At 46.9% G+C, this 23,725-nt stretch carries 16 protein-coding genes; 10 read left to right on the top strand and 6 right to left on the bottom strand.

The features are described 5' to 3' along the window. Positions 1–13: 13 nt before the first annotated feature. Positions 14–3,754, bottom strand: coding sequence for a two-component regulator propeller domain-containing protein (locus ACFFJH_RS08825; protein ID WP_390211747.1), 3,741 nt, complete (start codon positions 3,752–3,754; stop codon positions 14–16). 228 nt (positions 3,755–3,982) lie between these two features. Continuing rightward, the gene (locus ACFFJH_RS08820; RefSeq protein ID WP_390211745.1) at positions 3,983–5,380 is read right to left on the bottom strand and encodes a hypothetical protein; all 1,398 of its coding nucleotides are present in this window, start codon (positions 5,378–5,380) and stop codon (positions 3,983–3,985) included. A gap of 175 nt (positions 5,381–5,555) precedes the next feature. On the opposite strand from ACFFJH_RS08820, the gene ACFFJH_RS08815 reads away from it, so the two are divergent. Then, entirely contained in the window at positions 5,556–6,101 is a 546-nt protein-coding gene (locus ACFFJH_RS08815) for a DUF4256 domain-containing protein (RefSeq protein WP_390211744.1), read from the top strand. A 57-nt stretch (positions 6,102–6,158) separates the two neighbouring features. Here the strand turns inward: ACFFJH_RS08815 and ACFFJH_RS08810 are convergent, their stop codons facing one another. After that, complete coding sequence (locus ACFFJH_RS08810) at positions 6,159–7,538, bottom strand: acyltransferase family protein (protein WP_390211742.1); 1,380 nt, start codon at positions 7,536–7,538, stop codon at positions 6,159–6,161. A gap of 223 nt (positions 7,539–7,761) precedes the next feature. Here ACFFJH_RS08810 and ACFFJH_RS08805 point away from each other — a divergent pair, with 223 nt between their 5' ends. The 3 genes from ACFFJH_RS08805 (at position 7,762) to yjbD (ending at position 14,105) form a co-directional block, all read left to right on the top strand. Next, complete coding sequence (locus ACFFJH_RS08805) at positions 7,762–8,307, top strand: GNAT family N-acetyltransferase (RefSeq protein WP_390211740.1); 546 nt, start codon at positions 7,762–7,764, stop codon at positions 8,305–8,307. A 142-nt stretch (positions 8,308–8,449) separates the two neighbouring features. After that, positions 8,450–12,421, top strand: coding sequence for a DUF2339 domain-containing protein (locus ACFFJH_RS08800; protein WP_390211739.1), 3,972 nt, complete (start codon positions 8,450–8,452; stop codon positions 12,419–12,421). Then, a complete protein-coding gene (yjbD, locus tag ACFFJH_RS08795; RefSeq protein WP_390211738.1) occupies positions 12,414–14,105 on the top strand; it encodes a DUF3811 domain-containing protein in 1,692 nt (563 codons plus the stop codon). Before ACFFJH_RS08800 ends, yjbD begins: the two co-directional genes overlap by 8 nt. A gap of 73 nt (positions 14,106–14,178) precedes the next feature. On the opposite strand, the gene ACFFJH_RS08790 is transcribed toward yjbD, so the two are convergent. After that, the gene (locus ACFFJH_RS08790) at positions 14,179–15,861 is read right to left on the bottom strand and encodes an amidohydrolase (RefSeq protein WP_390211737.1); all 1,683 of its coding nucleotides are present in this window, start codon (positions 15,859–15,861) and stop codon (positions 14,179–14,181) included. Positions 15,862–16,071: 210 nt separating this feature from the next. Between ACFFJH_RS08790 and ACFFJH_RS08785 the strand changes: the two genes are divergently transcribed. Then, a complete protein-coding gene (locus tag ACFFJH_RS08785) occupies positions 16,072–16,782 on the top strand; it encodes a hypothetical protein (RefSeq protein WP_390211735.1) in 711 nt (236 codons plus the stop codon). Between the two features lie 21 nt (positions 16,783–16,803). Here the strand turns inward: ACFFJH_RS08785 and ACFFJH_RS08780 are convergent, their stop codons facing one another. Together ACFFJH_RS08780 and ACFFJH_RS08775 are read right to left on the bottom strand one after the other, a co-directional pair. Next, the gene (locus ACFFJH_RS08780; RefSeq protein WP_390211733.1) at positions 16,804–17,505 is read right to left on the bottom strand and encodes a transposase; all 702 of its coding nucleotides are present in this window, start codon (positions 17,503–17,505) and stop codon (positions 16,804–16,806) included. A gap of 96 nt (positions 17,506–17,601) precedes the next feature. Further along, positions 17,602–17,994 carry a radical SAM protein gene (locus ACFFJH_RS08775; protein WP_390211731.1) on the bottom strand — a complete coding sequence of 131 codons (393 nt, stop codon included), beginning with the start codon at positions 17,992–17,994 and terminating at the stop codon, positions 17,602–17,604. 291 nt (positions 17,995–18,285) lie between these two features. Here ACFFJH_RS08775 and ACFFJH_RS08770 point away from each other — a divergent pair, with 291 nt between their 5' ends. From ACFFJH_RS08770 to ACFFJH_RS08750, 5 genes are all read left to right on the top strand, one after another. Then, positions 18,286–19,320: a DUF475 domain-containing protein gene (locus ACFFJH_RS08770; RefSeq protein ID WP_390211730.1), complete on the top strand. Its 1,035-nt coding sequence runs from the start codon at positions 18,286–18,288 to the stop codon at positions 19,318–19,320. Positions 19,321–19,548: 228 nt separating this feature from the next. Continuing rightward, complete coding sequence (locus ACFFJH_RS08765; protein WP_390211729.1) at positions 19,549–20,196, top strand: ANTAR domain-containing response regulator; 648 nt, start codon at positions 19,549–19,551, stop codon at positions 20,194–20,196. A gap of 513 nt (positions 20,197–20,709) precedes the next feature. Then, a complete protein-coding gene (locus ACFFJH_RS08760; protein ID WP_390212397.1) occupies positions 20,710–21,897 on the top strand; it encodes a CmpA/NrtA family ABC transporter substrate-binding protein in 1,188 nt (395 codons plus the stop codon). A gap of 9 nt (positions 21,898–21,906) precedes the next feature. Further along, positions 21,907–22,857 carry a nitrate ABC transporter permease gene (ntrB, locus tag ACFFJH_RS08755; protein WP_390211728.1) on the top strand — a complete coding sequence of 317 codons (951 nt, stop codon included), beginning with the start codon at positions 21,907–21,909 and terminating at the stop codon, positions 22,855–22,857. A gap of 29 nt (positions 22,858–22,886) precedes the next feature. Next, positions 22,887–23,714, top strand: a complete 828-nt coding sequence (locus ACFFJH_RS08750; protein ID WP_390212395.1) for an ABC transporter ATP-binding protein — start codon at positions 22,887–22,889, stop codon at positions 23,712–23,714. Positions 23,715–23,725: the final 11 nt, after the last annotated feature.

Below are 23,725 nucleotides of genomic sequence, written 5' to 3'. Positions count from 1 at the left end.
ACTCAGTCCCAACTTACAATGAGAACAAAGGAAACTCGACAAAGAAGATTGCGCCGCCCAGTGGGTTGGCGTAAAAACCTATTTTCCCCTCCATTTTTTCTACCAATTCTTTTGCGATGGTCAGACCAAGACCGGTGCCATCTTTAGCGCGTGTATCAGAGGCATCGGCTTGGGAAAACTTTTGGAAAATACGATCAACAAAATTAGCCGGAATACCTGGGCCACGATCTTCCACTTCGATTCTAATTTGTTGGTGTTCAAGTTGAATCAGGCGCAATCTGACTAATCCACCTTCGGGTGAATATTTACAAGCATTCGAAATTAAATTCGCCATGATCTGCGCAAAACGATCCGCATCGACTTTCAGCGCAAATCTGGGGATATCACTTTCTAGCACTAAATAGACCCCTAATTTATGGGCGAAAGCTTGATTGGATTCGAGTACATCGGCAATTAACTCAGCAATCGGTATACGTTGAAAATTAAAGTCCATCATATTTGCTTCTATCTTTTGCATATCAAGCAAATCATTGATCAAACGTCCCAACCGTTCTGCATTACTGAGTGCAATTTGTCCAAGCTTAGCGGCCGCGGGCGGCAACTCACCAGTAACGCCACCGACCATCAAACCGAGGCCACCGCGTATTGCGGTAAGTGGGGTACGTAACTCGTGACTGACGGTCGATACAAATTGCGTTTTCATACGTTCTACCCGTCTTTGTTCGGTCACGTCACGCACGATCAAAATAAATTTACGTTGACCCGCATCAGCAAATCCACTTAAAGACAATTCAGCTACAAAAAGACTGCCATCAGCACGTACTTGTTGCAACTCCATCTCACTATGGCCTTTGTCGGAAAATTCTTTGCTGGCGATGGCCTGCATCAGATTCGCCGTCATATCTTCCGTGCATAACTTAGAAAACGGTACGCCTTTTAACTGCTCTGCATTCCAACCAAATAACTCGATACCTGCACGGTTACATGATTCAATCACCCAATTTTTGTCAGTGGTCAAAATCGCGTCCGCTGCATTTTGCAAAATAGCTTGCATGCGCTCTGCATTATCACGATTGAGTTGTTGTTGCGCGAGCAGCTCTTGCAAACGCACCGCAACCAATGACTCCAATCTGATCTGATCACGTGTCAAACGCCCGACCCTACGTCTATAGATACCCGCTAACACACCCGCGACCAAGAAAAATACTAGCCAACGAAACCAAACGGTCTGCCAGTACTTAGGCGGAATCGCGATATTGACACTGGCGATTTGCTCACTCCAAATACCTCGATCGTTAGCCGCTTTCACTTCGAATACGTATTGCCTCGGATTTAGATTGGTATAAGTCGCATTGCGGTGGTCAGCATCGACTTCTACCCAATCCTGGTCAAAACCACGTAAGCGATAGGCGTAGCGATTCTGAGTGGGATTAGTAAAATGTAGCGCTGCAAACTCGATAGAAAATACCGAGGCCTGCTGCGCGATGCGCAAAGCCTGGGGCGCTGTCACGGAGCCTGTTAAGCTAATGCCTGAAGCTGGCTCTCCAGTTGGCAGAAGCTCAGCTTGCGCTGGTCGATTTTTTAGTGAGCGATTAAAAACGCTAATGTCGGTAATGGCGATCTGTGGCGCACTGGAGCGACTGCTGACCTCATCGGGAGACACAAGTGTCATCCCTTTAGCACCGCCAAAATACAAAGTGCCATCCGCACTACGATAAGAGGGACCTGAGAAACTATCCGATAAACCATCACTGACAGTGAAGTGCTCGGTCGCGCCACTATCTGGATCAAACCGGATTAAACCGTTCACGGTACTAAGCCAAAGTCGTCCGCTCAAATCACTTTCAATCGCGACGATTTTAGCCAGACCAACACTGTCTTTACCTGCATAATGCCGAAATTGAATCGAGCCGTCCTGAGCAGTAAGAATCTGATTTAAACCATTGACGGCTCCTACCCAAATACGCCCTTTGGCATCCTGATGTAAGGAGGAAATATTCTCTGCGCTAATACTGCTCTTGTCATTCGGATCATGCCGAAAGTGTTTGAATTTTCCTTGCGAATTATCCAACATATCAAGACCACCACCGACCCACTCGGCACCAACCCATAAGCGCCCAAGCTTATCCTGCAAAATCGTAGTGGTCCCTTTGGCGCTGCGACTCTCTGGATTGGTCGGATCTGGCACATACTTGATATGCGTATTCGTTCGAATATCAAAACGAATCAAGCTATTGCCCGTTCCTAACCACAAGATTCCCTCATCACCCGGCGCGATGGTGTTGATGTAGTCGTCAGCGATACTATCGAAATGAAAAGTAGTGAATTCAGCACTAGAAGCGAGCGATTTACCCGGCTTCGAACGACTTGGACTAGTGCCACTTGAAGCCAAATCATTTAGATCTGAGCTATTCAGATTTAAACGATTTAGGCCCACCGAAGTACCAACCCACAGTGGTCCATCCTTCTGCTGATACAAACTATAGGCCAGATCATTACTGAGTGAACCGGGTCGATTTTTATCATAACGAAATTGCTTAAGCACCTTGCCACTGGAGACATCGAACAAAGCTACGCCACTATTACTACTTAGCCATAGGCGTCCATCAGGTGCTCCCGTCATTCTTAATAAGGCATTATTAGGTCTAGGATTCTGTAAATCAGCATCAAAGGGAATGATGCGTTTAAAGCCCTTGCTATTCAAATTAGCTAAGGCAATTCCATCGGTCAAAGTGGCGACCCACAGCATGCCGCCACGATCATGCAAGATAGCTCGTACATCATCTGAGGGAAGGCTATACGGATCAATCGCATGCTTAACGAATTGGACAAACTGCGAAGTTGCCACATCCCATTTCAACAAACCTGCTGACAAGGTTGCTGCCCACACGGTTCCGTGTTTATCGGCATAAATAGCATTGACGCGACTGGCCGGACTATCGAGCCGACGACGGGTTGACCAGTCTTCTGCGGTATTCCACAACACTACCCCATTCTCCGTGCCCATCCATAATTTACCCTGATCGTCTAGCAACATAGAACGAACAATATTGAGTTTGGAATCAGGTGCGCGCTCATCATCAACGCGGAAGTGCTGAAACGTCTTTGCGCCAGGCGCCAGATAATCAATGCCGGCGGGCCAAGTTCCGGCCCACACACCACCACGTTTATCCACAGCAATGGCGTTCAGATCATTCGTGGCGAGGCTGGTACTTTCACTGGGATTGTGAGTGTACAAGGTAAAGGTATTACTGCGCGTATCAAAATGCTGTAGACCACCCCAAGTCGCCAACCAAAATCCCGATTGTCCATCTGAGACGATGGCTTTAATAATACCTTGATTAGCCAAACCAGCTTTGGGCGTGAAGCGTGTGAAGTCATTGCTTTCCGCATTAAATCGCGCCAGACCATTTTGCGTACCTACCCAAATACTGCCGTCCCTATCTTCGAATAGCGCGGAGATTCTATCGTGCGGCAAACTAGCGGGATTCGTTGCCTGACTTAGATATTTATCACTTTGATAGCCATTAAATCGGTACAAGCCTGCGTTATTCGTCCCTATCCAAATGAAACCTTGTTTATCTTGTAGCAGGGATAAAGTAGAGAGTTGATCTGCACCGAGAGCAGATAATCGTTGAAAGCGTAATTCGGAAGTCGAGGCCGCCCAAGACCAAGAGGATAGCAGAACCAGCCACGCGCATAACAGGCGCTGCCAGCACATTCGGGCTATCATCATTTTGGTAAATTTAAGCAAGACACCACCTAGTCAAAATAAGATACGAAGGTGTTCAAAGCAAATGCGAAAATCCACCAACGCAGTCAACAAAGCTGTTGCAATCCACTTTGCCAAGTGACTTACCCACTGTCAATAGTTTCTATTGATAGTGCGCTAGCCTCTATCAGCTAAGGCCGTAAAACCGCCTTTTTACAACATAAATGTGCCAGTGATGAGACTATTTTGCTTTTTAATATCTATACGAAATTAAGGAAGCTTGCACTGCACTAGATTCGCCACGATGGCACAATTTTTCATATCGCTTGATAAGCCTTCCCAATGTGGCTTGGCCTCCATAGAAGAACGTGAAAAATCACTGATACTGCGTGTAGATTTTTCTATGTCATTGACGAACTGCTGGAGGTTCGCCGTCATTTTATTCGCATGATTATTGTTGGTCGCATTGGCAGACACGTTGGCAGGCGCCTTCGCCAGCAACTCTTTTCTGCGCAGAATTTCTTGCTTCAACTGTTCATGCGCGAGCTGCTGTTTCTTCAATGAGGTCACCACCCAATCATCAAACACGCTCAGCTCACCATTCTCCAAGCAAAGCCGTCCATACTGAAGGCTATCCATAAAATCCACCTTCACTACGCCCTGACAAACACGCGTACGATACTTTGCCAGCACCTCAAATGTGCGTTGTAATACCTGCTCTCCAGTCCTTAGATTGCGATCAATTTTTGCATTTACTGTCTTCAAATGATTAATATAAGTTGATGGCAAATTAGTCTCCTGCGTTTTTTCAGGAGTGGCGTTAAAAAGCTGCATGGTTTTCGCTTCTAATCCGCTATTTGCATACACCACGGAATAGCCCATGCGTTGCCAAAGACTGTTCACGCTGGTGTGATAAGAAAATTGAGTGACAGGACTGATATTTTGTACCACCGCATAACTATTTTTATTGGGCAGCATCATAGATTTTGAAACCTGATCAATACCTACCGCACCCTCTTTGCGATAGAGCCGATTCTCAGTCATATTCAACACAGAATAATTGACCGCAAGCTGTTTAGCAGACTTATCAGATTTTGCATCACCCGAAGTATTAAGTACGTACTGCAAGCTAACGTAAAGCGGGTGAGCGGCTGCTTTAAATTCTATAGTTTGTTTATCGTAATGCGTTACCAAATAATATTGTGGCGCTTTTTTAACGCCTTCATAATCGGCCAACCACGCCGATAATTGTCCCTCTTCGAAAGTAAATTCGCGCCCGATGCCAGCCGCGTAGCCATCGATACAGGCGCCATCCCAATGAATATAATTACCTACTTTTTCCCACCACGGTGCCTTACCCGGTTCGACGAAAGTAGCGGCATACACTCGACAAGCTTCTTTTTTATTAGCTGCTTGCACCCAATTTTCTACGGCACCTGGCAGGTGCTTAATCTGTCCGGTTTGCCCATCAGTAAACATTTTCCATGCCTGCTTTTGACTCTCATCCACCGCTTCGAATTGAGTTAAAAACTTGTGGGCGTCTTGACTGCTGACTTGATTTGATGCCACCGGCAATTGCGCGTAGCTCTCATTCCACGCACTACTACCAAGATTGAGCAACACACTGGAAAGCAAGGAAGATAGCGCCAACACCACTTGATTCGACATGAAAACACTCCTGAAGAAAAGACAAAAATCCAGCTATTTTCTTTGATCTTAGCATTAAAGATGTGAAAGATAATGAACAAAACACCGGAGCGAAAAAGTCATCGCCTTTTTCTTAAAGAGCTATCGTAAAATAAACAGCAATTTGAACAGCCACTCCATAGAAAGGATACCTACTATGAGCAGCAATTTAGAAACTGAATTACTCGCGATCTTAAAGCAACGCTTTGAAAAAAACATGCAACGCCATGAGGGAATAGCTTGGTCTGAAGTGGAAGTAAAACTCAGCGCTCACTCCCAAAAATTATTGGCACTCAATGACATGGAAAGAACCGGTGGTGAACCCGATGTTGTTGGGTTTGACGAGGCCACGGGTGAATATATTTTTTGTGATTGCTCGCCCGAGAGTCCGGATGGACGCCGCAGTATTTGCTATGACCGGAAAGCATTGGATGCTAGAAAAGAGCACAAACCAGTTGATAGCGCGCTTGATATGGCGGCGATGATGGGCGTCACATTACTCGATGAAGAACAATATCGTGCATTACAAAAATTGGGCGAATTCGATAAAAAAACATCCAGCTGGATACAGACCCCGACAGCGATGCGAGAACTAGGCGGTGCCTTATTTTGCGACCGCCGCTATGACCAAGTTTTTACTTATCATAACGGCGCACAGTCTTACTATAGCGGCCGCGGTTTTCGCGCCTACTTGAAAGTGTAAGCGCTAGCCTGAAGCATGAACTCTATCTCTATCGCTAACACTATTTCTGTCGCTTGCTCAGACGATCAACTTTAAAGCCAATGGCACTAGCAATAGATAACCTAAACCCGTGCGTAATTTTTCTCCTAGCTGTACTGATTGTGCTGATTGTGCTTGCTGCGTTAGACCTTCTGTATTTGATCTTACAGGCTTAGGAGTTTGCCATTTCAAACCAAAGCAAACCCGCAAGATATTCACGCGCGCAATCAGGGCGTACATGAAATAGCTTGCGATGCAGGTGAAAAACAACACTAAAATCGGTTCTAACCAAGCACCGACGGCATAAGGTTTTAAATAGTAAGCGGCGATCAAGATCAAGCTTTGATGTACGACATACACCGGCAATACCGCTTCACTCCAACGTTGAGAAAATGATTTAAAACGCTCACCAAAGTGCTTAGCATAACCAAGCGCAGCCATGATACAAAAACCGCCGTAACAACGATACACAATGGCCGCTAGCGGATCTACCCATGCCAGAGCTTTACGTTCAGGTACCATCCATAAAAAGTTATACACACAGAGTAAGAGCAAATAAAACAGACCCGCCAAGTACAAATATTTTTTACGATGCTCAAACACGTGTTGCCAAAATGTGGGAACAGAAGCCAATGCATAGCCTGCTAATAAAAATAAAAATCCCGTAGTGTTGCGATCATCAAGATGAACGATATCCAATACCGCCAGTGCAGCAATTAACAGCGCGCTACAGGCCGCACCTTGCCAACTTACTGCCAAACTAGTTTTTACTTTGTCCTCAACTGATGCGATTGCAATCGGGAAGCGTTGACGTAATGCAGACCAAGAAAAATACGCAATGATGAGCAGCAATGAGAATTTCCAAAGCTCACGTAAATACCAAAGATGATTCACATCCATGTGCGGCAAAATACCACCTTGGTATTCCTTAAAGAGTGGGTCTTTCCAATGCCAAAATGCTTGATAAAAATCCAGATAAGTAAAATTCACAGGCAATTGCGCTTTGCCCGACATTTCGATAAAAAGTTGTGGCGGCACCACGACTAAGACCCCGAACAATAGCGGCAAGAGCAAACGCACACAACGCTGCTGCAAACTGTGCCATGCACCATACTTATGCAAAGCATGACGCAAAGCCACGCCAGAAATTAGCCAGAGTAAAGACATACGCCAAGGATTAACCAAGAGCATCCAATTTGCTAGGCTCTCACTTTGATACGCGCTCTTATAATGGAAATCCCAACCGCTGACATAGAGCATGCCCGTATGATAAAAAATTAAAATGCATAGCGCGACAATACGCAATAGTTCCAAATCATGCCGACGGGTCGACAAGTTCTCATTGAGCTTGTTGTATGCAAGAGTGGCTCCATCTCTAATAGACGCAGTAGATTGACCAGTATGTTCTTGTGTTCGCACGCTATTTACTCCTTGTTGTTTACACGGGCGACGTCAACAAGCAACGCTACCCATACTTTGGTTTTACTGTATAGAAAAACTAAATATTATAAAATGCGTAAAAATATAACTAGATATTTGTGGTGAAAACCTAATAATTAGGGGCGAACCGGATTATCCAGATCAGTCTCTCGTACCAGAAAGATCCGCTACAATATCTGTACGCCATCAGGTCAGCTATTTCATGAACTCAATCCAACTGGTACTACAAGCGCTTAGTCTTCATCATCTCGATGCTGCAATTGCTATCCACTGCGATCCAGAAACCAATCGTTTTAATCCCTTTGGCACACCCAAAGCGGAAACCGTAGAAAACAACATACGAACTTGGATCGTTAATTGGGAAACTAAGGGCTTTGGTTATTGGGCAGTCAGTCTGATCGAAGATCCTGAACAGATAATTGGATTTGGAGGTATCTCTCACCGACAAATTGGTCACTATGAAGGCCTAAACCTGTATTTCCGCCTTGCGCAACGTGCTTGGGGCAAGGGGATAGGCAGCGCGATTGCGGAAGCGGGTCTAAGGAGTGCCTTCATCGAGCTTGAGCGTGATGCGGTTTTCGGTTTAGTCCGGCCAGATAATACGCCGTCACGGCGCACCTTAGAGAAAGCGGGCTTACTGCAAATCGATAGCACAAACGATGTGCCGGATGCAGTCCCCAGTCTGATTTATCGGATCAACGCACAAGATTATTTACTGAAAAATAATCGCACTATCGCTCCTCAATAAATCTGCATCGGTGCGAACGATGCATAGTATCAAGCTTGAATAGTCCTAGAGTATTCAAGATCGGTGATTCCTCTTGTAAAAAACCCAAATACTACTTACAGTTCCCACATTGACTTTTTAGTCATTTTTGAGAGGTTAGGCTATGTGGTGGATAGGTGCGTTGATTGGATTTGCATTGGGTTTGGGCGCAGACCGAAGTAGTGCTGTCCTGATTTATACGGTGTGTGGCGGCGCGTTTGGATTGATACTACAAATGAATCTGAACTCACGACTAGATACACTCAAAAAAAGTAATCAGACGCTGCACGAACATGCGGCAGCCGCCATCAATGAGTTACGCAAAACCATCGCCAATCTGGAACAAAAACTCAAACTATTAGAAGAAGAATTGCGTAGCGCGCGCACCGCTAATCCAACGACCAGTAGACCAGCAACAGTTGAACTCAATTCACTCACGCATCAAGCACCTAATACGGCAGTCATACCATCCGAAACCGCTTCAGAAGTTGCAACAGATATTGAGACTAATATTGCGACCAATGTTGTATCGAATATTGCGTCAGCTAGCATCACACGCGACACAGACAATCAAGCTGTTACTCCGCACGATCAAAGTGATCCTGCATTAAACCACCTAATGCAGGCAGCGCTTACCGACACAGAATTACCAGCAGCAAAAGCGCTAACGCAAGATGGAGCAAGCACGCATGAACTTATTTTAAGCTCTGCTGAGTCCTCGGCTGTACCCGCCACGGTAATGCCAAGCGCCATCTTGAACACCATCGCGACACCACAAATTGAAACCGCGCCGCCCCAAGCTGACAACAAAAAATTAGCGCCACCACCCCGCAAGAGCTTGCGCGAAAGCTTGCCTCAACCTATCGCCGATTTTATCTACGGCGGCAATATTTTGGTCAAAGTGGGTGTCTTGATTTTATTTTTAGGCTTGGCTTTCTTATTGCGCTACACGGCAGAACGCGTGACCGTGCCCATAGAATTGCGCTATCTGGGTGTGGCAGTGACGGGCTTGGTATTATTGGGATTGGGTTGGGGATTACGCCATAAACGACGCGACTATGCCCTGAGTCTGCAGGGGATGGCGATTGGTGTGTTTTATCTGACCAGCCTTTCGGCACTCAAAGTACATGCCTTGATTACACCTGAAATTGGCTTTGCTTTTTTATTCGCGATATCGGTATTAAGTGCCGCCTTGGCCGTCTTACAAAAAGCACCGGTATTGGCGATTATCGCTGCCTTAGAAGGCTTTGCTTCACCACTGCTAACCTCGACCGGTGCCAATCGCCCGCTCGGCCTATTTACTTATCTGGCGATACTCGATGTAGGTATCTTTTTAATCGCATGGTTCAATGCGTGGCGGGTCTTGAATGTCATCGCGTTTGTTGGCACCTTTACTTTGTCTATCGGCTGGGCAAATAAATTTTATGCTGACAGTGACTACGCCATCGTCCAACCGTTCTTGATTTTCTTCTTCGTCTTGTTTGCCGTGATTGGGGTACTGTTTGCGCGTCGCACTTTATCCGAAGCGCGTCATAGCGCAGAGTTGGCACAACAAGCTGGCAATCCCTTAGCTGGGCTTAAAGTTGTTGGACGAGTCGATAGTGCGCTGGTGTTTGGTAATCCTATCACCGCCTTTGGCTTACAGTATTTATTGGTGCAGAACACGGAATTCGGTGCGGCGTTTTCTGCCTTGGCCGTCGCCTTCTTTTATCTCGTGATGGCGCGCTTTATTTTTTCTAAAGAAAAGCAGGGCTTAGCCTTGTTGGCGGAAGCTTATGTCATCGTTGCTGCTATCTTCGCCACGCTTGCGATTCCTTTAGGCTTGGAAGGAAGCTGGACCAGCGCCGCTTGGGCAGTCGAAGGCGCAGGAATGTACTGGCTAGGCACAAGACAAAACCGGCCATATGCGCGCGCCTTTTCCCTAGTGGTAATCGTCGGGGCAACCGTCAAATTATTGCAAGCGATCAGTATCAACTCAGTACCCGAACAAGCTTTATTACAGGGTTCCTTGCTCGGTCCTATTTTATTAGGCTTGAGCGCCTTGGGTATATGGCATATGTGGCTATTACAATCGCGCCGTGCACAGGAAAACCTGCCCAGCCTTCCACGCTGGGAATCTGCCGGTGCCGCTTGCCTGCCGTGGTTGGGTATAGCGGCTTTTACGCTCTTACCTTGGCTAGTGTTTCGCCCCAGTTTTGCAGCGGCGGCTTGCGCACTATTTGCCTTACTTGTCAGCGATCAAGGACTACGCCGCAATTTACCCGCGCTCAGACCGATTGCGGCCGTGGTACAAGGGTTAGCGGTCATCACTTTCATGCTGACGCTACATGTGAATCGCAATATCGAGCAAGCGAGCTTTTTACAAGATGGCTGGCGCGGTGCATTGTCGGCCTTGCTCATCGCTTGCTCCATCCTATTCAACGCCGGGCGTCATATGTTACGCCGTAAGCGAGAAGCAGAAATGCAAGGCACACCGCCTGCATGGTCAATATTCAATAGCATTGCCTTGATCTGCGCATTTTGCCTAATGCATATCGCCATGTTGTTTACGCTAAGCGTAGCGCAAGCTGCTGCCATTTGGCCGCTCACTGCGGGTCTCATCTTGGCTGGCGCATTGTATATGTCGCATACACCGGTGGCGACTTTTGCGCTGATCGTACAGGCTTATAGCGCAATTTTATTCCTAGGCCATCGCACTCAATATGATGATGCTCCCTTTATGAATTTAGGATTTTTTGCCTGCCTGTCTTTGGCCATCGCTGGCTGGTGGAGCGGAGATCAAATACGAGCACAAGCACAGACTATGCGTCGCATCTTAGGAGAATTATCTAACGCCACCGCGATCCAGCCAGTAACGCCAGGTAGCGTGCACGCTTCGCAAGCATGGCTCAATCCTTGGTGTAGCCAAACGTTTATGCTATGGCTACCTGTTTTGTGGGGATTGTTTTGGTGGTTAGTGGCTTGGTCGGGAGAATCTACCTCGGCATTCACTCAATGGCAATTATTGCCCAGCCTTCCAGCCGCCAACATCGCTATAGGCATTCTTACCTCCGCGCTATTATTGGTGCTTGCACGATGGCGTGATTGGCCGCAAACGGGTTTGGTGAGTCCTATCAGTTTAGGCTTGTTTATTTTCGCCGCCGATCTCGGTATAACTGGCAGCGTAGGCACCTACTTGCCGTCAAGTTCATGGGGGATTATTGCTTGGCCTTGCGCGTTTATCTGGCATTGGTTCGCTTTGAAACAGCAGGAGCGTTTCTATACGCCCTACCCACGTCTTTTGGCAGGCTTACATATGATCGGTCTGTGGCTAGCCTTATTTATCATCTCGGCGGAATTACGCGGACGATTCAGCATATGGAGTGAACCAACATCTGCTTGGGTACTGTTGGCTTGGATCTTGGCACCCGCGCTGTGCTTGTATAGTTTAGGTCAGTCTTTTATGGCGAAACGCTGGCCACTGTCAAAGCATCGTTCTGTGTATTTACAAAATGCAGCGACACCCATCGCGCTCTACCTCTTAATCTGGTGTTGGGTCAGCAATCTACTATCGGCGGGCAATGCATCCCCCCTGCCTTATCTCCCCTTGCTAAATCCTTTGGAGTTGGCGCAAATAATCATCCTATTGAGCCTGTATGGATGGTGGCGACAATTGCCTGAGAACGCACGAGTTAAGCCGCCACAAGTTCAAGCCTATGGGGTGCTAGCCTTGTCTAGCTTAGCGCTATTAACGGGTGCCGTGCTGCGATCTGTGCATCATTTTGGCGGCGTTGCTTGGGATTTTGATGCGCTATTTGCCTCCCGTCTGGCACAAGCCGCGGTGTCAATTACTTGGGCACTGTGCGGTGTGAGTTTGATGTTATTTGGCAATCGACGCGCTTCACGTTCGATCTGGCTGGTAGGTGTCGCTTTGCTTGCCATTGTCGTTCTCAAATTGTTCGTCATTGAACTGGCAGATCGCGGCGGCCTCTATCGCATCGTCTCGTTCATAGGTGTAGGTATCGCCTTCTTGGTAGTAGGTTATTTCGCACCAGTACCTGTGAAGAGCAAGTTTCAAGCAAAAGCGGTAGAAAATGAGGATGCCCATCATGTCTAACCGCTTACCATCATTAGCCTGGGGTTTGATGTTATCGCTGAGTGCATTCAGTGCATTGACCGCGTTCGGTACATTAAGTGTATTAGCGCAGTCAGAGCAGGCTGCGCATCACCAAGATCCGCCAAATCGCGGCCTGCAAAATCAAGCACCTCAATCCATCTTTATCGAATTACCCACTGCTCAGTCTTTACCCTACTACGCAGTAAAAATACCGCTGGCGCTGTATCCGCAAAGTGCGAATAGTCAATTATCTGATTTAAGACTACGCAATGCTAAGGGCGACTATTTGAATTATGCGTGGTTAGACGGTACAGCCGAAACCTTAAAGATGGAAAGCCATACGCTTCCCTTCTTCCCTTTAACCAGCGCGGAGAAAAACCAGATAAAAGACAAAGAAATTGCTTCCATAACTGTCCAGCGTCAGGCTGATGGTAGCTTGATTTTGCAAAACAAAATGAAATCGACACAGCACGCGAACAGCACCGCTTACTCGTGGATGGTTGATGCCAGCAAATTGAATCCTGGCGCACGCTTAGTACAAGCTAGAGTTCGTATTGATAAAAATTTTCTAGGCATTGCGCCTATAAAAATAGAAGCTAGTGACGATTTTAAGCATTGGTTACTTGTGAGTGAACTGGAACAGCTAGTTCAGTTACAACATCAGGGCGAGCAAATACAGCAATTGTCTTTGAATCTGCATCATAGCAAAGCGAAGTATCTGCGTTTAAGTTTGCTAACAGATACAACAACAGACGCAACAACAGACGCAAGCTCAAATTCCCACTCCAGCCCAGCTATCAGCACCGAGCTAGCTCAGCGTGTGCCGCAGATTTTGGCAATCACCGTTGATACCCAAGAATCAGAGCAAATTGCACCCAAGATGCAATGGACTAAGCCGATACAAGCATCTCATTGCGATGCTTACTCTTGCACCTATCAAGTGCCAGCAAACATGCCGATTGATAGCTTACAACTCCATCTACAAGAAAAAAACACACTGGCAAAAGTACAGATTTTTGGAGAATTTTCCAAAACGGCAAATTCAGAAATCGATACCAATACTAGCCATCATCGTTTTCGCAATCCACTCTATGTACTTCGCTATCAAAAACAACTCGCCAGAACTACCCATGCTCAAGATTTTTTTCTCGGCGACACCACCGCCTATCGCCTTGCGCTAGCGACAGGAGAAGTCAACACCGAAGCGCTTCCTTTAAGCGGCGCAGCGCTCAACAAAATTCGCCTACATATTCCAGCGGGAATAAACAGTCTTGCGAACTTAGCGCCAACCATCTCTTTAGGTTCATTAAGCCGAAGCCTGTTTTTTTTAGCGCGTGGTGAAACGCCTTACCGCATAGAGTTTTCAGACAACAAAAAAGAGGGCTCGCCACTAAATCTGAGCACGTTAATGCCGCAGAAAAATCTATACGAGCAAGCTTTGACATTCGCAGAAGTAAAAATCCCATCAGCAATGAATGAGCGAAACACAACACCAACAACTAAAGGTAACTCAAACACGATAGCCGTAAAATCTGAGGCAGAGCACGCCTCCAATAATCAAAAAAAATCTTATTGGTTGTGGGCAGCACTTGTCGCTGCTATCGCGCTCATAAGTGCCATGGTTTGGTCCTTGTTAGGTAACATAGACAAAGCGAAGGCGGATAACAAAGATGAGCCACGCTAAGGGAAATTACTTGGGCATTAGTTCAGCCCAGTTGCAAACCCTATCTCAAAGCAGGCTTTCCCTATCGCAGCCACTAGCGCTCATATACCAGTTTACCGCCCAGCATGGTTTTCTCAATTTTGACATCCTTAATCTGCTCTGGCGGGATCTTAAAAATATCCTGTGAGAGAATCACGATATCGGCTAATTTACCTACCGTGATACTGCCTTTAATCTGCTCTTGAAATTCGGCATAAGCAGAGCCCATGGTGTAAGCCTGCACGACTTCAGCGACGGTTAATTTCTGTTCTGGATACCAGCCTTGTGGAAACTGGCCATCAATGGTGGCACGGGTCACTGCGGCGTAAATGGCGCTCATGGGATCGAGAGGCGCAACAGTCCAATCGGTACCTATCGCCAGTCTAACGCCATGTTGTAGAAAACTTCTAAAGGCATAAGTGCGGCTAGCGCGATCGTGACCTATGCGCTTATCGACAAAACGTCCGTCATCAATCGCGTGATACGGTTGTACCGATGCAATCACACCCAATTTTGCAAAACGCGCAAAATCTTTTTGTGCCAAATGCTGCGCATGCTCAATACGAAAACGTCGGTCACGCGGCCCGTTTGCCTTCACCACGTCTTCAAATAAATCTAAAATCGCCGCGATACCATCGTCGCCAATCGCATGTATGCATAATTGTAAACCTGCCTGATCCGCTTTGATCATACGCTCGCGCATCGCATCCAGCGGTTGCATTTCTGCCGCCAGCATGCCGCGTGCCTGCGGTGCATCGAGATCTAGAGCATCAAGATACGGCTCATGGAAATACGCGGTACTAGAACCCAGCGAACCATCTGCATAGGCTTTGAGCGCACCGATACGTAAATAGTCAGAACCAAAAGCGCGGCGCAAACCTAGTTTGCGGATGTCATCGGCATCCAACAACATCGGTGCCACATACATCCGCGCAGTTAATTCGTTGCGCTCGGCGAGTTCCGCATAGGCGGCGATATCCGAGTAAGGCGGATTCATATCTTGTACGCTGGTGACACCATATTGCGCCGCATATTTCAAACCAGCACGAATCGTGCGCATGCGTTTTTCGTGGCTGGGTTCTGGCATGACTTTAAACACTAAATCCATCGCAGCGTCTTTCAGCAAGCCAGCAGGATTCCCTGTACTATCACGCACAATTTCACCACCAATAGGATCTGGCGTATTTCTATCAATACCGGCCAACTTCAATACAAAAGAATTGGCAAGCGCCATATGGCCGTCATAGCGAGTCACGAATATAGGACGATCAGCGCTGGCAGCATCGATCATATGTCGGGTTGGCAGCTCAGGTTGACTAAAGGCTTGATCATCCCAATTTCCCCCAATCAGCCACTCCCCTTGCGGCAAATGTGCTGCATGCGCTGCGATACGACGGACAAATTCTTGCGGTGACGTAGCATCTTTCAAGGCCACTTCAGATAAGGAATTTCCACCATCTGCAAAATGCACATGAGCGTCATTAAAACCCGGCAATACACGCTTACCTTGAGCATTAATTACTTTGGTTTGCTTCCCTCGCCAAAAAGCAATTTGTTGATTAGAGCCCACCGCCACAATTTTGTCTGCCAAGATCGCCACCGCTTGCGCCTCGGGGCGAGCTGGATCTACCGTCCATATTCTTGCGTTTTGTATGATCACATCTGCCGCCGGCTTTTGAGCTTGCGCACCTACTGCAAACCCTAATAGCACAGCCCAAATACATAAAGTTCTTTTCATAAACGCCCCTAGCTTCTACAAAAATTTGTTCACTAACATTCTTTCACTAACTTATTCGAAAATGTCAGCGCCGTTTGGCACAAGTTCCTATATTTACATTTTCTTACGAAACAAAGAAAACATTTCGCATAAAATGACGACCGTAATTGCATAATTTGCATAATTTTCAGGTTTAAATTTCCCCACCTTCATTTCCAAACGGACTATTTTATGAAAACAAGCTTTCGCGTTTCCACTTTACTGTCTGCATTATTAGCGATCAGTTGCACTTTGATCCTCGGCTGCAACAAAAAAGCACCCGACGCGTCGGCGAGTGCTGCCAGCGCTCCCGCAGCAAGCACTGCTGTAGTAACAGCACCAGCACCAGCGACCAATGCAACACCAGCCGAAGAAACGCCTGAACAACGTGAGCAGGCACAGAAAAAAGCCTTGATGGACTATGCGAAGATGGAAGATCAATACATCAACGATAGCAAAGCCCAATGGGCCAATGAGGCCAAAGCCAGTTCTACCTTCGGCGAAAAAAATAGTTCAGGTCCATCATCATCGAGCGTGGCAGCTAATGCCAAGGGCGCAGTCGATGGCAAGGATTGGACCAACAATAATCAGGACATAGGCTTTGACTGGCTAGAATTAAGTTACGAAAAACCTGTATCCGCGACCGAAGTACGTGTGGTATTCGAAGGAGGTGACGGTGTTGAAGCCATCAGTAAAATTGAATTACAAAGCACCGATGGTAAATGGAATACCGTATGGGAAGGTATCAGCGATCAAAAACGCGACAAACGCGGCAACCGCACTTGGTTCGTACGCAGCTTTGAAAAAACGTCCTACAAAGCCAAGGCAGTGAAAGTCACTGTAGCCAATAATTTAGAACGTGGCTATAAGGTAATCGACGCCGTACAGTTGGTCGGCGAATAATTGAACTCACAGCCAATACCATCAGGCAGGCGGCGCGACTTTCTTGCGCGGCCTGCCACGCGCCGCAGGCTCCACTCTACGCTCAGTCAGCTTCGCCATTTCCTGCTTAAATGCATCGGAGCCTAAAACCCAAGCTTTGCTAGTCGCGTCCATGATCGCTTTGAAATGTGTTGACGATAAACCTCTTTCCAACAAATCGCGATAAGCCGCTTCACGTTGAAAAGGGGTATTCCCCAAGCCCCAATACATCGCATGATCTGCCACCACAGGGTCAAGCCGCATGCCCAGATGATGCTGACAACTAGACCAAGGATAACTCGCCGGCTCCTGCGCCAAATGTTGGCGTACCGCCATTTCTTCTATCATCACGCAGCAAGGCAAAAAATAATTAGACGCGTCGAGCACCGTCGCTTTAAAGCGCCCCTGCCACAACAAACCCGTGCGCTTATATTTAGCATTGAAGTAAGGAACGTAATAACGTCCCAGCCACTGCATCATTTTGCCTAGTCCTAATTCATCACTCGGTGTTGCCAACAAATGCAAACGATCTGGCAAAATCGTATAGGCATGAATCTGTATGCTAAATTGTTTCGCCGCCGCTTTGAGCCAATCAATGAAAACGACGTAATCAGAGGTATCGACAAAAATAATTTTGCCATCGATACCGGCCTGCGTGATGTGATGGGGCTGATGAGGGATTACTAGACGAGGGAGTCTTGCCATGATCTTCAATGGTAATACGAAATTTAATTAGGGACATTGTAATGTAAAGGACTACTCGACGAGCTTTAAGTGCTTAAAAATTAGTCCCAGAGAGTCCTATGAGGCGTGCCAAGAATAGGGAGTGTTGGAAGACACCTCCACCTGGTGATGATGAGAAGACATACCTCCATACATAATCGCTAAATGTGGTAAAGAAAATTTCAACATAGCGCATAGCAACATCACCGTTGCATGTTGCGACGCAGAACTCGTACATTCCAACATGACATACTGTGGTGCTTGTTTCCGGCATTCGCGAACAATGTTGAACAAAGACGTATGACCCTTGTCTGCGTCATACAAAACGACGTCAAATCCGGTCTTCGTTAAAGCCTCTCTCAAACTGGTTAAACTCAAAGGCGCTAAAGTTTTGTCTTGGAAGCGACTCCCAATAAGCGTGCGAGGTGGATTAATCAACATAATTTTTAAACTCGAAGATAATGACATCATGACTTCCTATTAATAAAAAAATGGAAGCCATGAGTTTAAAAAATCTGAGTGAAGCGACAATGAAGTGTAGGTGAAGTCAATTTCATCTCCCCCTTAAATTGCGGATTCAGGATTGTCTTGGTTCAGAGCCCACCTATAAGTTACACTCTGCGGCATAGTCATGTTTTACTTATAAAATTAGAATATTTATTGTTTTCAACTAAATGGCATACCGATCTAATTGATTGCAACTACCAGTACATTCATACGCACATCTTATCTACATCGCAGACACATCGCTATCGGAACCCCATGAAGCATTTCAAAGTCTCTCTCCTGATCTCTATCGTCTTATTAGCACTGGCCGCTTACTGGGGTTATACCCATGGTGGCGTCAATGCAGCGCTGACTGCTCTCGGTATCGCCTCAATTTTGGCGATCTTAGAAATCTCACTGTCCTTCGATAATGCTGTGGTGAACGCCTCAGTGTTAAAAAATTGGGATGCATTTTGGCAAAAATTATTTTTGACAGTCGGTATCGTCATTGCCGTGTTTGGTATGCGGCTGGTGTTTCCTTTAGTGATCGTGGCTCAAGCAGCGGACCTCGGTTTGCTCGAGGTCTGGGATCTGGCGATTAATAATCCCAAAGCTTTTTCTACTCACCTGATCAGTCACCATGCAGAAGTCGCCGCATTCGGAGGCGTGTTTTTATTGTTAGTGTTTTTAAATTTCATATTCGATGAAAAAAAAGACATGCACTGGCTGGGGCGTATAGAGGAAAAATTTTCTTCATTCGGTACTATTAGTGCGATCCCAGTTCTAGTGGCATTGCTGGTGGTGGTCGCAAGCATCAGCCTAGTCGAAGAAGCACGTCAGTTTGATGTTCTACTCTCCGGTATCTGGGGCGTCATTACCTATGTGGGCGTTGATTTCATCAGCGGTCTATTGGAGAAAGAAGAAGCCACCGACCTCGATATCGGTGCGGTGGTGAAAAGTGGTGGTATAGGTGGCTTTTTATATCTGGAAGTATTAGATGCGTCATTCTCATTTGACGGCGTCATTGGCGCTTTTGCGATTACGAACGATGTCGTTATCATCATGCTAGGCTTAGCAATCGGTGCCTTGTTTGTCCGTTCCATGACGGTATATCTAGTGCGCCAAGGCACTTTAGAAGAATATGTATTTCTGGAACACGGCGCGCATTATGCTATCGGCATTCTGGCGTTAATTATGTTCGCCAGCATCAAATTTCACATCCCAGAAATTTTTACCGGCCTGATAGGTGTCGCATTTATTATCGCTTCACTTTGGTCATCGATCCAACATCGCAAATCGGAAAGTAAATAACAGCAAGCTCTACAAATAAGGTGGCGCGAATATTGCATTACTAGATTATGTGCTGACTAAATCAGTGACACGACCTATTTGTTATGCATTTTATTCGACATTTTATTTTCATACTGCGACACACATTAATACACTTGGCTGCTGAGCAAACGAATCTTCAACGGATTCTTTAACCTACTCTTCAGCCAAGGCTTTGATGTGATGTCGCGGTTAACTCAGGAGCCCTGCTTGTCTCAACCTCATGCGCCCAACCTGAAGATCGTCGTCATCAATACTGTGACGCCGGTGTCAGAGGATACACATGATCAAGATCCCGCGATGCAGTTGCAAATGGCACGCTCGCGCGCTTTAAGAATAGGCCTGCTACAAGCTGGCTACAATATTATCGCCTCCATCCCCGGCGATATGTATCTGATTGACCGGCTAACGCAATTGCAGCCGGATGTGATTATCATCGACGCCGAATCGGATGCCCGCGACGTCTTAGAAGAATTAGTCATCGTCAGCCGCGATGCACCGCGCCCCATCGTCTTATTCACCGAAGACGGTAATCCCTCACAACTAGAAGCCGCCATGGCGGCAGGCGTCTCTGCTTACGTGGTGGCAGGCTTACAAGTGGATAGAGTCAAACCAGTATTGGAAGTCGCCGTAGCGCGCTTTCGCGCTGAGCAAAAACTCCGCTCAGAATTATCCGATACCAAAACCAAACTGGCCGAACGTAAAACCATAGAACGCGCCAAGGGCTTATTAATGGAACGTCATCGCCTAAGCGAAAACGATGCCTATCAAAAGCTACGCAAGCAAGCGATGGAAAAAAACCTTAAATTAGTCGATCTGGCACAGCGTATTTTGGATGTAGCAGATTTACTGGGTTGAATACTTTTTAGGCTGATCGTTTTTAGTGCACCGCACCAAATTGGGTTCCAAATCAGTGCATAAAAGCCTGTTTCAACATGCCGATTTTGGCCAGTACAAGGCAAACAAACGATAAGACCAGTTGGCACAGTATTTGCAACTATAAAATTAAGTACCTAATCAGTACAGACAGAAATTTGCTAACGGCGGTAAATTTCTCAGGAAGGATTCATTAAGAATAGCAGGCATCGCCAAGACTCGATCCGAGGCCTAGAAAACTTAATCAGCTCTTCCCAAAAGACAAAGGCGTCTTCCTATCTAACTCTTGCGAGTTGGGTAGCAAGACGCCTTTTTTCGTTTTGATCATGTCATGTAAGACCAACACGCTGGAGAGTAAGCATGAATAAACAAGTTAACCACTCAGACGAAACAGGTGCCCTAGATGAAACATCTCCTGCCAATGCAGCCTATGCAGCTAACACCAGTTCGACTGCACATGATCCCTCGCGCCGTAATCTCATTCAAGGTGCGGGCATGCTTGCCGCAAGTAGCATGTTAGGCCTAAGTGGACGCGCATGGGCAGCAGGCTCAGACAAACCAGAAAAAGAAGAAGTCAAAATCGGCTTTATTCCTTTAACTGATTGTGCCTCGGTGGTGATTGCCTCGGTCATGGGCTTCGACAAAAAATACGGCATCAAAATTATTCCGACCAAGGAATCCTCCTGGGCCAGTGTGCGCGATAAATTGGTGAATGGCGAACTCGATGCCGCGCACGTCTTATACGGTCTGGTATATGGCGTACAGCTAGGCATCGGTGGCCCTAAGAAGGATATGAATATCTTGATGACCTTAAATAATAACGGTCAAGCCATCACGCTCTCAAAAAAACTCGCTGACAAAGGCGCTATCGATGGCGCGGGTCTCGCCAAATTAATGGCACGTGAAAAACGAGAATACACCTTCGCCCAAACTTTCCCTACTGGCACTCACGCCATGTGGCTGTACTACTGGCTGGCGGCGCATGGCATCAATCCTATGAAAGACGCCAAAGTCATTACCGTGCCGCCACCGCAAATGGTTGCCAATATGCGTGTCGATAATATGGATGGCTATTGCGTAGGTGAACCTTGGAATCACAGAGCGGTAGTCGATGGCATAGGTATTACGGCGGCCACCACGCAAGACATCTGGCGCGATCATCCTGAAAAAGTATTGGGTTGCACCTCCGATTTTTCGCAAAAATATCCGAACACCGCACGCGCTGTGGTGGCGGCGATTTTAGAAGCCAGCCGCTGGATCGATGCATCACTGATGAACAAGCAAAAAATGGCCGAAATCATCGCCGAAAAATCCTATGTCAACACTTCAGTTGACGTCATCAATCAACGCATCATGGGGCGCTACCAAAATGGTTTAGGTAAGACCTGGGATGATCCTTACTACATGAAATTCTTCAATGATGGCGCGGTGAACTTCCCTTACTTATCAGACGCTATGTGGTTCTTAACTCAGCATAAGCGTTGGGGCTTATTAAAAACCGATCCTGACTATCTGGGCGTGGCGAAAGCGGTTAATCGTATCGATATTTACAAAGATGGCGCAGCGATGGCGAAGGTCAGTGTGCCAAAAGACGCGATGCGTAAGGGCAAGCTGATTGATGGCACCGTATGGGACGGACAAAATCCTGCCGCCTACGCCGCCGCTTTCAAAATCAAAGCGTAAGGACACTCTATGACCAGCCTGCTCTCGACCTATAGTGCCAGCGCCAGCACCAATGCCAGCTCCAGTGACAAGAGCAAGGCGGCATCTGCACCGGCAACAGTAATACCTGCAATCGAGCCAACATCAAAGAAAGCAACCAAGATGACGACACCTTCTTCATTTTCGCTCAAGCTTTCAAGCAAACTAAAAGCCTTAGCTTTAAAAGCATTGCCGCAATTTTTAGGCTTGGCTTTTCTGGTTTTAATCTGGACTATCATCGCTGAAAAAAATACTTCGCTACCCTCACCTTGGGTCACCTTGCAAGAAGCGATCAAATTATTTTCTGACCCTTTTTATCAAAATGGGCCCAACGATCAAGGTATAGGCTGGAATATTTATGCGTCTTTAAAACGGGTCGCGGTTGGTTTTGGTCTAGCAGCTATTGTGGGTATTCCACTCGGTTTCATGATAGGTCGCTTTAGCTTTATGGCCGGCATGTTTAATCCCATCATCAGCCTGCTTAAACCCGTCTCACCGCTCGCCTGGTTGCCTATCGGTTTGTTGGTGTTTAAGGCGGCACATCCTGCCGCTATCTGGTCTATTTTTATCTGTTCCATCTGGCCTATGGTGATCAACACCGCCATCGGTGTGCAACGCGTTCCACAAGATTATATGAATGTGGCGCGGGTTTTGAATTTGTCTGAATGGAAGATACTGACGCGGATTTTATTCCCTAGCGTACTGCCCTATATGTTGACAGGCGTACGTCTGGCCATCGGCACTGCGTGGTTGGTGATCGTGGCCGCGGAGATGTTAACCGGCGGCGTCGGTATCGGATTTTGGGTGTGGGATGAATGGAATAACCTGAATGTGCCACACATCATTATCGCCATCGTCGTGATTGGTTTGGTTGGTCTAATTCTAGAGCAAATTTTGGTCGCAGTAGCGCGCGCTTTTACTTATGAAGAGACTGGAGCTTAATTATGACACAACTAATGAAGACGCCACCAATGGAAAACTCACCAACCGTAGCGACTGAAAAAAAATACATAGAAATCCAAAATGTAGAGATGCGCTTTGACACCAAGAAAGGGAGCTTTCACGCCTTACGCGACATCAATTTGCACATCGCCAAAGGTGAATTTATTACCCTGATTGGTCACTCGGGTTGCGGCAAATCGACACTCTTAAATTTGATCGCGGGCTTAACCAACGCCACGTCGGGCACTTTACTATGCGCCAATCGCGAGATCGCCGGTCCCTCACCTGAGCGCGGTGTTGTATTCCAAAATCACTCTTTACTACCTTGGCTCAATTGTTTTGAAAATATTTATCTAGCGGTAGAACGCGTGTTCTCCGCTACGGAATCCAAAGCAGAATTAATCAATCGCACGCGCAGTGCCTTGGCTTTGGTTGGATTGAGCGCCGCCGACAAAAAACGTCCGCATGAGATTTCTGGCGGTATGAAACAACGCGTCGGCATTGCGCGAGCATTAGCCATAGAACCCAAAGTCTTATTGATGGACGAGCCTTTCGGTGCACTCGATGCACTGACGCGTGCTCACTTACAAGATGAATTACTCAAGATCGTCGCTAAGACCCAATCCACGGTCGTGATGGTCACACATGATGTGGATGAAGCCGTGCTGCTATCCGACAAAATCGTCATGCTGACCAATGGCCCTGCCGCGACTATAGGCGAAGTCTTGCCGGTGGAACTAGCCCGACCACGCGAACGCGTGGCTCTAGCCAACGATGCGCAGTACGCAAAATATCGCAGCGCGGTGCTGGAATTTTTATATCACCGCCAATCGCATCCGAGTAAAGAAGTCGCCTAGGGCACCAAAAA

Origin of the sequence: Affinundibacterium danionis (assembly GCF_042432465.1) — a bacterium.
Taxonomy (GTDB): Bacteria; Pseudomonadota; Gammaproteobacteria; order Burkholderiales; family Burkholderiaceae_D; genus Undibacterium; species Undibacterium danionis.
Note: the sequence above shows the minus strand (reverse complement) of the source record. Positions and strands in the feature narration are given on the sequence as shown.

What these genes read in the sequence shown, in the direction of transcription:
- ACFFJH_RS08820 (WP_390211745.1), bottom strand. Translation starts at nt 5,380, where the DNA reads ATGTCGAATCAAGTGGTGTTGGCGCTATCTTCCTTGCTTTCCAGTGTG.
- ACFFJH_RS08815 (WP_390211744.1), top strand. Translation starts at nt 5,556, where the DNA reads ATGAGCAGCAATTTAGAAACTGAATTACTCGCGATCTTAAAGCAACGC.
- ACFFJH_RS08805 (WP_390211740.1), top strand. Translation starts at nt 7,762, where the DNA reads ATGAACTCAATCCAACTGGTACTACAAGCGCTTAGTCTTCATCATCTC.
- ACFFJH_RS08800 (WP_390211739.1), top strand. Translation starts at nt 8,450, where the DNA reads ATGTGGTGGATAGGTGCGTTGATTGGATTTGCATTGGGTTTGGGCGCA.
- yjbD (WP_390211738.1), top strand. Translation starts at nt 12,414, where the DNA reads ATGTCTAACCGCTTACCATCATTAGCCTGGGGTTTGATGTTATCGCTG.
- ACFFJH_RS08790 (WP_390211737.1), bottom strand. Translation starts at nt 15,861, where the DNA reads ATGAAAAGAACTTTATGTATTTGGGCTGTGCTATTAGGGTTTGCAGTA.
- ACFFJH_RS08785 (WP_390211735.1), top strand. Translation starts at nt 16,072, where the DNA reads ATGAAAACAAGCTTTCGCGTTTCCACTTTACTGTCTGCATTATTAGCG.
- ACFFJH_RS08780 (WP_390211733.1), bottom strand. Translation starts at nt 17,505, where the DNA reads ATGGCAAGACTCCCTCGTCTAGTAATCCCTCATCAGCCCCATCACATC.
- ACFFJH_RS08775 (WP_390211731.1), bottom strand. Translation starts at nt 17,994, where the DNA reads ATGATGTCATTATCTTCGAGTTTAAAAATTATGTTGATTAATCCACCT.
- ACFFJH_RS08770 (WP_390211730.1), top strand. Translation starts at nt 18,286, where the DNA reads ATGAAGCATTTCAAAGTCTCTCTCCTGATCTCTATCGTCTTATTAGCA.
- ACFFJH_RS08760 (WP_390212397.1), top strand. Translation starts at nt 20,710, where the DNA reads ATGCTTGCCGCAAGTAGCATGTTAGGCCTAAGTGGACGCGCATGGGCA.
- ntrB (WP_390211728.1), top strand. Translation starts at nt 21,907, where the DNA reads ATGACCAGCCTGCTCTCGACCTATAGTGCCAGCGCCAGCACCAATGCC.
- ACFFJH_RS08750 (WP_390212395.1), top strand. Translation starts at nt 22,887, where the DNA reads ATGGAAAACTCACCAACCGTAGCGACTGAAAAAAAATACATAGAAATC.